This is a genomic window from Streptococcus mitis, assembly GCF_901542415.1.
Taxonomy (GTDB): Bacteria; Bacillota; Bacilli; order Lactobacillales; family Streptococcaceae; genus Streptococcus; species Streptococcus mitis_BL.
On record NZ_CABEHV010000004.1, the window covers coordinates 1,644,895 to 1,658,663 of the forward strand.

Consider the following 13,769-nt stretch of genomic DNA (forward strand, 5'->3'; position numbering starts at 1 on the left):
AAAATGACTTATAATTTTACGGAAGAATACGATATTATTGTAATCGGTGCGGGGCACGCGGGGGTAGAAGCATCTCTAGCAGCCAGCCGTATGGGCTGTAAGGTTTTGCTTGCGACTATCAACATCGAAATGCTGGCTTTCATGCCTTGTAACCCTTCGATCGGTGGTTCTGCCAAGGGGATTGTCGTGCGTGAAGTGGATGCACTTGGTGGCGAGATGGCTAAAACCATTGACAAGACTTACATCCAGATGAAGATGCTCAACACTGGGAAGGGTCCAGCTGTCCGTGCCCTTCGTGCGCAGGCTGACAAGGAACTCTACTCTAAGGAGATGCGCAAGACAGTTGAAAATCAAGAAAATCTGACCCTTCGTCAAACCATGATTGATGAGATTTTGGTGGAAGATGGTGAGGTGGTCGGTGTTCGTACAGCGACCCATCAAGAGTATGCTGCTAAGGCTGTTATCGTGACGACAGGGACTGCACTCCGTGGGGAAATCATCATCGGAGATCTCAAGTACTCATCAGGTCCTAACCACAGTCTAGCTTCGATTAACCTAGCTGATAACCTCAAGGAATTGGGACTCGAAATCGGTCGTTTCAAGACAGGAACGCCTCCACGTGTCAAGGCTTCTTCTATCAACTACGATGTGACAGAGATTCAGCCAGGAGATGAAGCGCCAAATCACTTCTCTTATACTTCACGTGATGAGGACTATGTCAAGGATCAAGTGCCATGCTGGTTGACCTACACCAATGGTACCAGTCATGAGATTATCCAAAACAACCTCCACCGTGCGCCTATGTTTACAGGTGTGGTCAAGGGAGTGGGACCTCGTTACTGTCCGTCAATTGAAGACAAGATTGTGCGCTTTGCGGACAAGGAACGCCACCAACTTTTCCTTGAGCCAGAAGGGCGCAATACAGAGGAAGTTTATGTTCAAGGTCTATCAACCAGTCTGCCAGAGGATGTACAGCGTGACTTGGTTCATTCTATCAAAGGTCTGGAAAATGCAGAGATGATGCGAACAGGTTATGCCATTGAGTACGACATGGTCTTGCCACACCAGTTGCGTGCGACTTTGGAAACCAAGAAAATCTCAGGACTCTTTACTGCTGGTCAGACAAATGGAACGTCAGGTTACGAAGAAGCTGCTGGCCAAGGGATTATCGCTGGTATCAATGCGGCTCTGAAAGTCCAAGGCAAGCCTGAGTTGATTTTGAAGCGCAGTGACGGTTATATCGGCGTGATGATTGATGACTTGGTGACCAAGGGAACCATTGAACCCTACCGTCTATTGACCAGTCGTGCCGAATACCGTCTCATTCTCCGTCATGACAATGCCGATATGCGTTTAACAGAGATGGGACGTGAGATTGGGCTTGTGGATGATGAACGCTGGGCTCGCTTTGAAATCAAGAAAAATCAATTTGAAAATGAGATGAAACGTCTAGACAGCATCAAACTCAAGCCAGTAAAGGAAACCAATGCCAAGGTTGAGGAGATGGGCTTCAAGCCGTTGACCGATGCAGTGACAGCCAAGGAATTCCTTCGTCGTCCAGAAGTTTCTTATCAAGATGTGGTGGCTTTCATCGGACCAGCTGCAGAGGACTTGGATGACAAGATTATCGAATTGATTGAAACAGAAATCAAATACGAAGGCTATATTTCCAAAGCCATGGATCAAGTAGCTAAGATGAAACGCATGGAAGAAAAACGCATTCCAGCCAATATTGATTGGGATGATATTGATTCTATCGCGACGGAAGCCCGTCAGAAGTTCAAACTTATCAATCCAGAAACCATCGGCCAAGCCAGCCGTATTTCGGGAGTAAATCCAGCAGACATTTCTATTTTGATGGTGTATCTTGAAGGTAAAAATCGTAGTATTTCTAAAAATCAAGAAAAGAAAGCATAGAAAAAACAGCTCCGTCTTCGGGGCTGTTTTCTTGCTTTATTCTTCATCTGGTGTGAGGATCATCGGGATGATAATCGGTTCACGTTCTGTATTTTCATAAAGGAAGGGGCGAATAGCGTTGACAATGGCACCATTGACAGATTGTACGCTAGCATCCTTGTTTTTTAGTGCGATACGAATTGCATTGAAGAGAATGCGCTGGCTTTGGCGAATCAAGTCGCCAGACTCTCTCATGTAGACAAAGCCTCGACTGAGGATGTCTGGACCAGATAGAATCATCTGCGATTTGAAGTCAACAGTTGCGACTGCCAGAACGACACCGTCTTCAGATAGATCACGACGATCTTTTAGGACAGCAGCACCGATTTCACCGATACGATTTCCATCGACATAGATATCTTGGGCGTTGAAATGGCCTGCGATACGAGCTGAGTCAGCAGTAAGGGCAAGCACATCACCATTGCTCATGATAAAGATATTGTCCTTCTCAACACCAGTATCCACCGCAAGTCCAGCATGGACTTTTTGCATGCGGTATTCACCGTGGACAGGCATGAAGTATTTTGGCTTAATCAAGCGGAGCATGAGTTTTTGCTCTTGCTGGCCACCGTGTCCAGATGTATGGATATTGTTAACCTTACCGTGGATAACTTCGACACCAGCTTCTGAAATGATGTTGATCAGCTTGTTGACGCTAGTCGTATTTCCAGGGATTGGACTTGAAGAGAAGATAACGGTATCACCTGGTTGGAGTTGTACCTGACGGTGGGTTCCGTTGGCGATACGAGAGAGGGCTGCCATAGGCTCGCCTTGACTACCTGTACAGAGGATCAGAATTTCTCCTGCAGGGTAGTCTTTGATTTCATTTGGCTCGATAAAGGTTCCCTTAGGAGCTTTTATGTAACCAAGCTCAATTCCGTTGACAATGGCCTTTTCCATCGAACGACCAAAGACTGCAATCTTACGTCCAGTCTTAACAGCGGCTTCTGTTGCTTGCTGGAGACGGAAGATATTTGAGGCAAAGGATGCAAAGATGATACGTCCTTCAATGCCTTGGATAATCTTCATGATGGACTGACCAACGACTTTTTCAGAGTTGGTAAAGGTTGGAATTTCTGCATTTGTCGAGTCAGACAGGAGACAGAGTACACCGTCTTCACCAAGAGCTGCCATACGGTGCAAATCTGCTGGTTCACCAACTGGTGTTAAGTCAAACTTGAAGTCACCCGTACAGACAATTTTCCCTTGAGGAGTATGAATGACAATCCCCAAAGGCTCTGGAATCGAGTGAGTCGTTCTAAAGAAAGTTGCCTTGAGATTTTTAAAGGTCAACTCAGTGTTGTGGTTGATTTCGTAAAGTTTGGCGTTGCGCAAGAGACCGTGTTCTTCGAGTTTCCCACGGATCAAAGCCAAGGCAAGCGGTCCAGCATAGATAGGGACATTTGCTTGCTTGAGCAGGAAAGGAATCCCACCAATGTGGTCCTCGTGTCCGTGTGTAATCAAAACAGCCTTGACGCGGTCGATATTGTCTACGATGTAAGAGTAGTCAGGAATGACATAGTCGATACCAAGCAAGTCATCTTCTGGGAATTTAATCCCAGCATCGACGATGATAATCTCATCTTGGTATTCAATCCCGTATGTGTTTTTCCCGATTTCTCCCAGACCACCGATGGCAAAAACGCCGACTTCTTCAGGTTTAAGAGTATAGGCCATATTATAACTCCGTAATTTCGAAGGCGCCAGTTTCTTTTTCGTAATCTAGCAATTTGTCAGACAAGAGTTCGATATACTCGATATTGTACTCTGGGCGATTTTCTTCGACAAGTTGGCGAGCAGCGATACGGCCCTCAAGTTCTGAGCTGGCATCGATGTCTAGGTAAAGTGCGCGTGTTGTTTCACGACGTGGGCTACGTTCTTTTGTTTCTTGATAAAAAACTTTGTAAATCATATAGTTCCTTTCTATTTACAGGTCAGCTTATTCCAAACTTTTAGCAGATATTTGCTTGATTTCATTCCATTTTGTGTCTAGATTGACCTTGATTCGTTACAATTATTTCAATTATAACATAAAATGAAAAATTAGTAAAAGACGGAAACGAGAAAGTCATGGGACGATTTATTTAGTAAGCGTTTGCAAAAGTAAAGAAAATGTGTTATATTGATACTGGAAGTGAAATTTATTGCTTGTCATAATTCCATATAGATTTTAAGTCAAGGAGGTTGCCCTATGTATAACTTATTTGCTTTTGCTATCGGAGCTCGCTTGGTAGCTTTTATTGTTTTTGTTGCTTGCGTTTATGTGGGGAATCTTCTATTTGCCAAACTGGAACAACGACAAACCAAGTTCTTGTGGAAAATTACCTTTGTGACTCTCTACTCGATTTTTCTCCTCCTCGTAACCTATGTCGTTTGGTTTGTATTTTACTTTGGATTAAATGCTTAGATGCCCTGCTCATGCTGGGGCTTTTTGTTTGGGGATAAAGAAAATTCCCATGTGCCAGCTTTTGTAGTATAATAGTAAGCAGACAAAAAGATAGGAATGTGTTATGAAAGTATTAGCTTTTGATACGTCCAGCAAGGCTCTTTCTCTCGCTATTTTAGAGGACAAGCAGGTTCTTGCCGAGACGATGATTAATATCAAGAAAAATCACAGTATTACCCTTATGCCTGCCATCGATTTTTTGATGGCAAGTTTGGATTGGACGCCCAAGGATTTGGACCGAATCGTGGTAGCGGAAGGGCCAGGTAGCTACACAGGCTTGCGAATTGCGGTAGCAACTGCCAAGACTTTGGCTCATACCCTGAACATTGAGTTAGTTGGTATGTCTAGCCTCTTGGCTCTGGTGCCCTACCAACAAGAAGGCTTGTTCGTCCCTTTGATGGATGCGCGTCGCAACAATGTTTACGCAGGATTTTATGAAAATGCCAAACCTGTCATGCCAGAAGCGCACCTGCCTTTTGAGCGAGTCATTGAGCTAATCAAGGGTGCTAGCCAGGTAACTTTTGTCGGAGAAGTTGCCCCCTTTGTGGAGCAGATTCAAGAACACTTGCCAAGGACTAATTTCAAAGAAACCTTGCCAAATGCAGCTAATCTAGCTCTCTGGGCCTGGGACAAGGAAGCAGACTCCTTGCATGATTTTGTGCCTAACTACCTCAAGCGTGTCGAGGCTGAGGAAAACTGGCTCAAGAACCACACCGAGTCTGGAGAGTCTTACATTAAACGCCTATGATAGAAATTAAACGAATCCAACAGCAACCTGACTTGGCTCAAGGCATCTACGCTGTCATGGCAGCTGTTTACCCAGTCAGCCCTTGGACGCTGGAGCAAATCCAAGCAGACCTGTCTCAAGATCAGACTTGGTATGCTCTAGCTTATGATGGGGCAGAAGTGATTGGATTTCTAGCTGTGCAGGAGAATCTTTTTGAGGCAGAAGTCCTGCAAATCGCTGTTAAAGGAGCCTATCAGGGTAAGGGAATTGCGTCAGACTTGTTTGCTCAATTGCCGACAGACAAGGAGATTTTCCTCGAAGTCAGAAAGTCAAATCAACGAGCGCAAGCATTTTACAAGAAAGAAAAGATGGCAGTCATCGCTGAGCGAAAGGCCTACTACCATGACCCAGTCGAGGACGCCATTATCATGAAGAGAGAAATAGATGAAGGATAGATATATTTTAGCATTTGAGACATCCTGTGATGAGACCAGTGTCGCCGTCTTGAAAAACGACGACCAGCTCTTGTCCAATGTCATTGCTAGTCAAATTGAGAGTCACAAACGTTTTGGGGGCGTAGTGCCGGAAGTAGCTAGTCGTCACCATGTCGAGGTCATTACAGCCTGTATCGAGGAGGCTCTAGCAGAAGCAGGGATTACGGAAGAGGACGTGACAGCTGTGGCTATTACCTATGGACCAGGCTTGGTCGGAGCCTTGCTAGTTGGTTTGTCAGCTGCCAAGGCCTTTGCTTGGGCGCATGGGCTTCCGCTGATTCCCGTTAACCACATGGCTGGCCACCTCATGGCCGCTCAGAGTGTGGAGCCTTTGGAGTTTCCCTTGCTAGCCCTCTTGGTTAGCGGTGGGCACACAGAGTTGGTTTATGTTTCGGAGGCTGGTGATTACAAGATTGTTGGGGAAACGCGAGATGACGCGGTTGGTGAGGCCTATGATAAGGTTGGCCGTGTCATGGGCTTGACCTATCCTGCCGGTCGTGAGATTGACGAGCTAGCTCATCAGGGGCAGGATATTTATGATTTTCCTCGAGCCATGATTAAGGAAGATAATCTGGAGTTTTCATTTTCAGGCTTGAAATCTGCCTTTATCAATCTTCACCACAATGCCGAGCAAAAGGGAGAAAGCTTGTCCACAGAGGATTTGTGTGCTTCCTTCCAAGCAGCTGTCTTGGATATTCTTATGGCAAAAACCAAGAAGGCCTTGGAAAAATACCCTGTTAAAACCCTGGTTGTGGCAGGTGGCGTGGCAGCCAATAAAGGCCTCAGAGAACGCCTAGCAACTGAAATCACAGATGTCAATGTCATCATTCCACCTCTACGCCTCTGCGGAGACAATGCAGGTATGATTGCCTATGCCAGTGTCAGCGAGTGGAACAAAGAAAACTTCGCAAGCTTGGCCCTCAATGCCAAACCAAGTCTTGCCTTTGATACGATGGAATAAAATGGAGTCAGCTTAAGGCTGGCTTTTTCACTCGCTAAAATGTCAGAATATTTTGACAAAACTGTAAAAATAATGATATAATATATAAAGAATAGGAGGTGGTCAGATGATTGAGAGAATGGAATTGGGAGAATTTTACAAGGAATTGCGCTTGGCAAGAAAGCTCAAGCAGTCAGATGTGGCTTGTGCTGGACTAACAGCCTCTCAGTTGTCTAAGTTTGAACTAGGGCAGTCTATGTTATCTGCGGACAAGTTAATTCTAGCTATTCAAGGAATCAATATGAATTTTGATGAGTTTGGGCATAAGCTCAACAACTATCAAGAATCTCCACATATGCGAATTGGTAGAAGGGTTGTGGATCGCTTTGCTCATTAAGATATTGCTGGCTTAGAGCAACTGTTGGAGGAAGTCAAGCAAGAACAGATGGCAGAGACCTATCGTCGTTTGAATGCTATTGTAATCAAAGATGCCATTCATTCCTTAGATAAAAATTATCCCCTAGCAGAGGAGGATAGGGAGTTTCTAACCATCTATCTCTATGCTATTGAGTCTTGGACCTGGTTTGAACTCTATCTCTTTTGTAATACTATGCCCTTCTTGAGCAATCAAGATTTGATATTTTTATCAACCGCTTTAATTGAGAAATCTAAAGAATTTAAAGAGTTAGTACATAATAGATTGTATATGAAGCAAGGACTCTTAAATATCTTATCAGAACTCATGGAGCGTAAACTTTTCTCCTATATCCCAATTTTTGAAGCTGAGCTGGAGAGCATGTTGCGACCATATGATGTTTTTGAGAAAGTATCGTGGCAATTTTTAAAGAAAATGAGTATTTTTCTTCAAACCAAAGGAAGCAATCAAAAAGAGATTGAACACTTTATCCAATCTCTGCAAGTATTAGAAAATCCACAATTGATAGCCCTCTTTGAATTACGTTTACAACAATACAAAGAACTTATCGATTAGTCAACAATCGCAAATCTGAAATTTCTATAAGAAAAAATATCAAATATGCGATTTTTTAAAATAAGCCAATTTTCGTGTTATACTATCCTTGTAAAGCACTTCAAGCAAATCCTAGGTCGCAGAAGTAGTTTACAAATAGAGACTCGTACAGTTTATTTTTAATATTGAAATACTGTAAATGGCTGGACTAAAAGTGAAACTTGGAGTCCTAGATAAAATGAGGTAAATGATGGAAAAACAGAGTCAGTTACAAATTTTAATTCATTCCCTGTACAATAATAAAGAAATTCGCTTGACGGAAGAATTTAGGAAGCAATTGCTGGAAACAGCGAAACAGTTTTCTAGTACTAGCGAAGATTTGCTAGCTGTACGTCTCTCATTTGCCGTCTCTAAAGAATTATTGAGCTTTAAAGGTGAACCACCGACAGAGTTATTGGATTTAGCAAAATTTGTCCAAAAGAAAGAAGCTAAATATAAGCAGGGAATAGTGTGGTCTGGCATTTTTAAGATATGATTTATTATAAAATAAGGCATTAACATCGCATAATGGATGAATCTAAATATAAGTAAGACTTGGACCTCAATGCCAAACCAAGTCTTGCCTTTGATACCATGGAATAAAATGGAGTCTGTCTGATTACAATCAGCAGACTTTTTTCTCTTTCCTGAATGTGTTATAATAGTCCATGCTATGGCTGGAGCCTTTTCAGCCCACCTATTAAGACAATATGAGGAGAAAGATGAAAGAAAAAGGATTTTGGGAGGGGGCGCAGGCAGCTATGCCAACGGCCCTGGGTTATGTCAGTATCGGACTGGCCTGTGGGATTATCGGTGCGCCCTATGTGACACCTGTTGAGATGGGCTTGATGAGCCTCTTTGTTTATGCTGGGAGTGCCCAGTTTGCCATGTTGGCCCTGATTGCGGTTCAAGCGCCTGTGGCAGCTATTGCTATGACGGTCTTTTTGATCAATTTGCGTCTCTTTTTGTTGAGCTTGCACGCGTCAACCTATTTCCGTCATACCAGCCTCTGGCAAAATATCGGTATGTCTAGTCTTTTGACGGATGAGACTTATGGCGTTTTGATGGGCGAATTGGCCCATGCAGACAAGGTCAATCCTATGTGGATGCACGGAAACAATCTCAACAGCTATGTGGCTTGGTTTGTGGGAACAGTTGTCGGAACGGCTCTGGGTGGCCTGCTGCCAAATCCAGAAATCTTTGGCTTGGATTTTGCCCTAGTTGGGATGTTCATCGGCATTTTTGCTTCGCAATTCCAGATTATGCAAAGACGGATTCCTGTTCGCAATCTGTTTATTATCCTAGCAGTTGTTGCGGTGTCCTTCTTTTTACTCTTGACAGTGGTGTCTCAGTCACTAGCTGTTCTGTTTGCGACGCTACTTGGTTGTACAATGGGGGTGGTTTTAGATGGTCAGTAAGTATCTTTTATTAGCAGTTATTTTCTCTGGCTTGGTGACTTGGATTCCCCGTATGATTCCCTTCATCTTGGTCAAGTATAAGGGTTTGCCTGCAATCGTTGAGCGTTTTTTGAAATTTTTGCCCGTTTCTATTATTTTTGCCTTGATTCTTTCAAGCGTAGTAACAGGCAAGGTTGGTAGTCTTCCTCAAATCAAATGGCTGGACTTCTTGGCAGTCTTTCCAACAGCTTGGGTAGCCTTTCGCTACCGCAATCTAGTCGGAACAGTTCTCTTTGGAGTGATCTTGATTGCCGTCCTACGTTTACTATTTTAAATGGGCTATAAAGAAAATCTATCACAGAGATAAATATCATATAATGGCATAATTACTTTTTTTCTGATAAGATAATAAGGTATTCTATTTTGGAGGAAATGACATGAAAAAAATCGTTAAATACTCATCTCTTGCTGCCCTAGGGCTTGTTGCTACAGGTGTGTTAGCAGCTTGCTCAGGTGGTGCTAAGAAAGAAGGAGAAGCAGCTAGCAAGAAAGAAATTATCGTTGCAACTAATGCTACACCAAAACCATTCAACTATGAAGAAAATGGCGAATTGACTGGTTACGAAATTGAAGTGGTTCGCGCTATCTTTAAAGACTCTGACAAGTATGATGTCAAGTTTGAGAAGACAGAGTGGTCAGGAGTCTTTGCAGGACTTGATGCCGACCGTTACAATATGGCTGTTAGCAACATCAGCTACACTAAAGAACGTGCTGAAAAATACCTTTATGCAGCTCCAACTGCTAAAAACCCTAACGTTCTTGTAGTGAAAAAAGATGACCCTAGCATCAAATCGCTTGATGATATCGGTGGAAAATCAACAGAAGTTGTTCAAGGGACAACTTCTGCTAAACAGCTAGAAGACTACAACAAACAACATTCAGATAATCCAACTGTCCTAAAGTATACTAAAGCAGACTTCCAACAAATCATGGGACGCTTGAGCGATGGCCAGTTTGACTACAAGATTTTTGATAAAATCGGTGTTGAAACAGTCATCAAGGACCAAGGTTTGGACAACTTGAAAGTTATTGAACTTCCAAGCGACCAACAACCTTATGTTTACCCACTTCTTGCTAAAGGTCAAGATGAGTTGAAAACATTTGTAGACAAACGTATACAAGAACTCTACAAAGACGGAACTCTTGAAAAATTGTCTAAACAATTCTTCGGAGGCACTTATCTACCAGCAGAAGCTGATATTAAATAATTCCTTGAAATCATCCATTCTGAGTAAGGTGGGTGGTTTCTCAGTTTTTAGGGATATAGTTTTAAACTATATATCTGACTATCTAATAACAATTTGTGAAATCAAACAAATTGTGAGATACTAGTACGGTATTATTTTTAAGGAGAAAGAATCATGAAAATCAAAAAATGGCTTGGTGTAGCAGCCCTTGCTACAGTCGCAGGTTTGGCTCTTGTAGCTTGCGGAAACTCAGAAAAGAAAGCAGACAATGCAACAACTATCAAAATCGCAACTGTTAACCGTAGCGGTTCTGAAGAAAAACGTTGGGACAAAATCCAAGAATTGGTTAAAAAAGACGGTATCACTTTAGAATTTACAGAGTTCACAGACTACTCACAACCAAACAAGGCAACTGCTGATGGCGAAGTAGACTTGAACGCCTTCCAACACTATAACTTCTTGAACAACTGGAACAAGGAAAACGGGAAAGACCTTGTAGCGATTGCAGATACTTACATCTCTCCAATCCGCCTTTACTCAGGTTTGAATGGAAGTGACAACAAGTACACTAAAGTAGAAGACATCCCAGCAAACGGAGAAATCGCTGTACCGAACGATGCTACAAACGAAAGCCGTGCGCTTTACTTGCTTCAATCAGCTGGTTTGATTAAATTGGATGTTTCTGGAACTGCTCTTGCAACAGTTGCTAACATCAAAGAAAATCCAAAGAACTTGAAAATCACTGAATTGGACGCTAGCCAAACAGCTCGTTCATTGTCATCAGTTGACGCTGCCGTTGTAAACAATACCTTCGTTACAGAAGCAAAATTGGACTACAAGAAAGCACTTTTCAAAGAACAAGCTGATGAAAACTCAAAACAATGGTACAACATCATTGTTGCGAAAAAAGATTGGGAGTCATCACCAAAAGCTGATGCTATCAAGAAAGTTGTTGCAGCTTACCATACAGATGAAGTGAAAAAAGTTATCGAAGAAACATCAGACGGTTTGGATCAACCAGTTTGGTAATAAGAAACAGGGAGGTGGGAGAGAGAATTCCACCTCTTGCTTTTGTATAGAGCAGGGATTGTCAGAAAAAGTAGTTCATAGAAAGGTAGAGAGAATATGGTTTTTCCTAGTGAACAAGAACAGATTGAAAAATTTGAAAAGGATCATGTGGCCCAGCATTATTTTGAGGTTTTGCGTACCTTGATTTCTAAGAAGTCAGTCTTTGCCCAGCAGGTTGGTCTCAAGGAAGTCGCAAATTATCTGGGTGAGATTTTCAAGCGTGTTGGGGCTGAAGTGGAGATTGATGAGACTTACACGGCGCCTTTTGTCATGGCACATTTCAAGAGTTCGCGTCCAGATGCCAAGACCTTGATTTTCTATAACCACTATGACACTGTACCAGCTGATGGGGATCAGGTCTGGACAGAGGATCCTTTTACGCTTTCGGTGCGCAATGGCTTCATATATGGGCGTGGGGTTGATGACGACAAGGGTCATATCACAGCTCGTTTGAGTGCTTTGAGAAAATATATGCAGCATCATGATGATCTGCCTGTCAATATTAGTTTTATCATGGAGGGTGCGGAGGAATCGGCTTCGACAGACCTGGATAAGTATCTGGAAAAACATGCGGATAAACTCCGTGGTGCAGATTTGTTGGTCTGGGAACAAGGAACCAAAAATGCCTTGGAACAGCTAGAAATTTCTGGTGGAAATAAGGGGATTGTGACCTTTGATGCCAAGGTGAAAAGTGCTGATGTGGATATCCACTCTAGTTATGGTGGGGTTGTGGAGTCAGCTCCATGGTACCTCCTTCAAGCTCTACAGTCTCTTCGTGCCGCAGATGGCCGTATCTTGGTTGAAGGTTTGTACGAAGAAGTGCAAGAACCAAATGAACGTGAATTGGCCTTGGTGGATACTTACGCCCAACGAAATCCAGGGGAAATCAGCCAGATTTATGGTTTGGAATTGCCTCTCTTACAAGAGGATCGCGCAGCCTTTCTAAAACGTTTCTTTTTCGAGCCAGCCCTTAATATCGAAGGGATTCAGTCAGGTTATCAAGGACAAGGAGTCAAAACGATTTTGCCTGCAGAAGCTAGTGCTAAGTTAGAAGTTCGTTTGGTTCCTGGTCTAGAACCGAATGATGTTCTGGAAAAAATTCGGAAACAGCTAGACAAAAATGGCTTTGATAAGGTAGAATTATACTATACCTTGGGAGAGATGAGCTATCGAAGCGATATGAGCGCACCAGCCATTCTCAATGTGATCGAGTTGGCCAAGAAATTCTATCCACAGGGCGTTTCAGTCTTGCCGACGACAGCGGGGACAGGGCCTATGCATACGGTCTTTGATGCCCTAGAGGTGCCCATGGTGGCCTTCGGTTTAGGAAATGCCAACAGCCGAGACCACGGTGGAGATGAGAACGTGCGAATCGCCGATTATTACACCCATATTGAATTAGTAGAGGAGCTGATTAGAAGCTATGAGTAGAAATATTATCAAGTTAGATCAGATCGATGTGACTTTTCACCAAAAGAAGAGAACCATCACAGCGGTCAAGGATGTGACCATTCACATCCAAGAAGGGGATATCTACGGAATCGTTGGATATTCTGGAGCAGGGAAATCAACCCTTGTACGGGTGATTAATCTCTTGCAAAAACCATCTGCAGGCAAAATTACCATTGACGATGATGTGATTTTTGATGGTAAGGTGACCTTGACGGCAGAGCAGTTGCGTCGTAAACGTCAGGATATCGGAATGATTTTCCAGCATTTTAACCTGATGAGTCAAAAGACAGCAGAGGAGAATGTAGCCTTTGCACTTAAACATTCTGGACTCAGCAAGGAAGAAAAGAAGGCTAAAGTAGCCAAGTTGTTGGACTTGGTTGGCTTGGCAGACCGTGCTGAAAACTACCCTTCACAATTATCTGGAGGGCAAAAACAGCGTGTGGCCATTGCGCGTGCCTTGGCAAATGATCCAAAAATCTTGATTTCAGACGAGTCAACTTCTGCCCTTGACCCTAAGACAACCAAGCAGATTTTGGCCTTATTGCAAGATTTGAACCAAAAATTAGGCTTGACAGTTGTCTTGATTACACATGAAATGCAGATTGTCAAAGACATCGCCAATCGTGTGGCAGTTATGCAGGATGGGCATTTGATTGAAGAGGGCAGTGTCCTTGAAATCTTCTCAGACCCTAAACAACCCTTGACTCAAGACTTTATCTCAACAGCCACAGGTATTGATGAAGCCATGGTCAAAATCGAGAAGCAAGAAATCGTGCAACACCTGTCTGAAAACAGCCTTTTGGTGCAGCTCAAGTATGCAGGGGCTTCAACAGACGAACCACTTTTGAATGAATTGTACAAGCGTTACCAAGTAACGGCTAATATCCTCTATGGGAATATCGAAATCCTCGATGGCACTCCTGTTGGAGAATTAGTTGTGGTCTTGTCAGGTGAAAAAGCAGCGCTAGCAGGCGCCCAAGAAGCCATTCGTCAAGCAGGCGTACAACTAAAAGTATTGAAGGGAGGACAGTAA

At 43.2% G+C, this 13,769-nt stretch carries 14 protein-coding genes and 1 pseudogene; 13 read left to right on the forward strand and 2 right to left on the reverse strand.

Annotation, left to right across the window (positions count from 1 at the left end):
• Nucleotides 1–3: 3 nt before the first annotated feature.
• Nucleotides 4–1,917, forward strand: a complete 1,914-nt coding sequence (gene mnmG, locus FQT24_RS08515; protein ID WP_143952735.1) for a tRNA uridine-5-carboxymethylaminomethyl(34) synthesis enzyme MnmG — start codon at nucleotides 4–6, stop codon at nucleotides 1,915–1,917.
• Between the two features lie 36 nt (nucleotides 1,918–1,953).
• On the opposite strand, the gene rnjA is transcribed toward mnmG, so the two are convergent.
• Together rnjA and FQT24_RS08525 are read right to left on the reverse strand one after the other, a co-directional pair.
• Nucleotides 1,954–3,633: a ribonuclease J1 gene (gene rnjA / locus FQT24_RS08520; RefSeq protein WP_143952736.1), complete on the reverse strand. Its 1,680-nt coding sequence runs from the start codon at nucleotides 3,631–3,633 to the stop codon at nucleotides 1,954–1,956.
• A 1-nt stretch (nucleotide 3,634) separates the two neighbouring features.
• On the reverse strand, nucleotides 3,635–3,868 hold the full coding sequence (locus FQT24_RS08525) for a DNA-dependent RNA polymerase subunit epsilon (protein ID WP_000639573.1): 234 nt from the start codon (nucleotides 3,866–3,868) through the stop codon (nucleotides 3,635–3,637).
• Between the two features lie 279 nt (nucleotides 3,869–4,147).
• Between FQT24_RS08525 and FQT24_RS08530 the strand changes: the two genes are divergently transcribed.
• From FQT24_RS08530 to FQT24_RS08585, 12 genes and pseudogenes are all read left to right on the forward strand, one after another.
• The gene (locus tag FQT24_RS08530) at nucleotides 4,148–4,363 is read left to right on the forward strand and encodes a hypothetical protein (RefSeq protein WP_143952737.1); all 216 of its coding nucleotides are present in this window, start codon (nucleotides 4,148–4,150) and stop codon (nucleotides 4,361–4,363) included.
• Between the two features lie 103 nt (nucleotides 4,364–4,466).
• Complete coding sequence (gene tsaB, locus FQT24_RS08535) at nucleotides 4,467–5,150, forward strand: tRNA (adenosine(37)-N6)-threonylcarbamoyltransferase complex dimerization subunit type 1 TsaB (protein WP_143952738.1); 684 nt, start codon at nucleotides 4,467–4,469, stop codon at nucleotides 5,148–5,150.
• Nucleotides 5,147–5,584: a ribosomal protein S18-alanine N-acetyltransferase gene (rimI, locus tag FQT24_RS08540; protein WP_143952739.1), complete on the forward strand. Its 438-nt coding sequence runs from the start codon at nucleotides 5,147–5,149 to the stop codon at nucleotides 5,582–5,584. Before tsaB ends, rimI begins: the two co-directional genes overlap by 4 nt.
• Nucleotides 5,574–6,584, forward strand: coding sequence for a tRNA (adenosine(37)-N6)-threonylcarbamoyltransferase complex transferase subunit TsaD (gene tsaD / locus FQT24_RS08545; RefSeq protein WP_143952740.1), 1,011 nt, complete (start codon nucleotides 5,574–5,576; stop codon nucleotides 6,582–6,584). Before rimI ends, tsaD begins: the two co-directional genes overlap by 11 nt.
• Nucleotides 6,585–6,690: 106 nt before the next feature.
• Nucleotides 6,691–7,554: pseudogene (locus FQT24_RS08550) on the forward strand (XRE/MutR family transcriptional regulator).
• Between the two features lie 226 nt (nucleotides 7,555–7,780).
• Nucleotides 7,781–8,068, forward strand: coding sequence for a bacteriocin immunity family protein (locus tag FQT24_RS08555; RefSeq protein WP_239499790.1), 288 nt, complete (start codon nucleotides 7,781–7,783; stop codon nucleotides 8,066–8,068).
• Nucleotides 8,069–8,294: 226 nt separating this feature from the next.
• On the forward strand, nucleotides 8,295–8,990 hold the full coding sequence (locus FQT24_RS08560; RefSeq protein ID WP_143952741.1) for an AzlC family ABC transporter permease: 696 nt from the start codon (nucleotides 8,295–8,297) through the stop codon (nucleotides 8,988–8,990).
• The gene (locus tag FQT24_RS08565) at nucleotides 8,980–9,303 is read left to right on the forward strand and encodes an AzlD domain-containing protein (protein WP_143952742.1); all 324 of its coding nucleotides are present in this window, start codon (nucleotides 8,980–8,982) and stop codon (nucleotides 9,301–9,303) included. Before FQT24_RS08560 ends, FQT24_RS08565 begins: the two co-directional genes overlap by 11 nt.
• Before the next feature lie 103 nt (nucleotides 9,304–9,406).
• The gene (locus FQT24_RS08570) at nucleotides 9,407–10,237 is read left to right on the forward strand and encodes an amino acid ABC transporter substrate-binding protein (RefSeq protein WP_143952743.1); all 831 of its coding nucleotides are present in this window, start codon (nucleotides 9,407–9,409) and stop codon (nucleotides 10,235–10,237) included.
• 153 nt (nucleotides 10,238–10,390) lie between these two features.
• Nucleotides 10,391–11,245: a MetQ/NlpA family ABC transporter substrate-binding protein gene (locus tag FQT24_RS08575; RefSeq protein WP_125455845.1), complete on the forward strand. Its 855-nt coding sequence runs from the start codon at nucleotides 10,391–10,393 to the stop codon at nucleotides 11,243–11,245.
• Nucleotides 11,246–11,341: 96 nt separating this feature from the next.
• On the forward strand, nucleotides 11,342–12,715 hold the full coding sequence (locus FQT24_RS08580; protein WP_143952744.1) for a M20 family metallopeptidase: 1,374 nt from the start codon (nucleotides 11,342–11,344) through the stop codon (nucleotides 12,713–12,715).
• Nucleotides 12,708–13,769, forward strand: a complete 1,062-nt coding sequence (locus FQT24_RS08585; RefSeq protein WP_143952745.1) for a methionine ABC transporter ATP-binding protein — start codon at nucleotides 12,708–12,710, stop codon at nucleotides 13,767–13,769. The genes FQT24_RS08580 and FQT24_RS08585 overlap by 8 nt, the downstream gene beginning before the upstream one ends.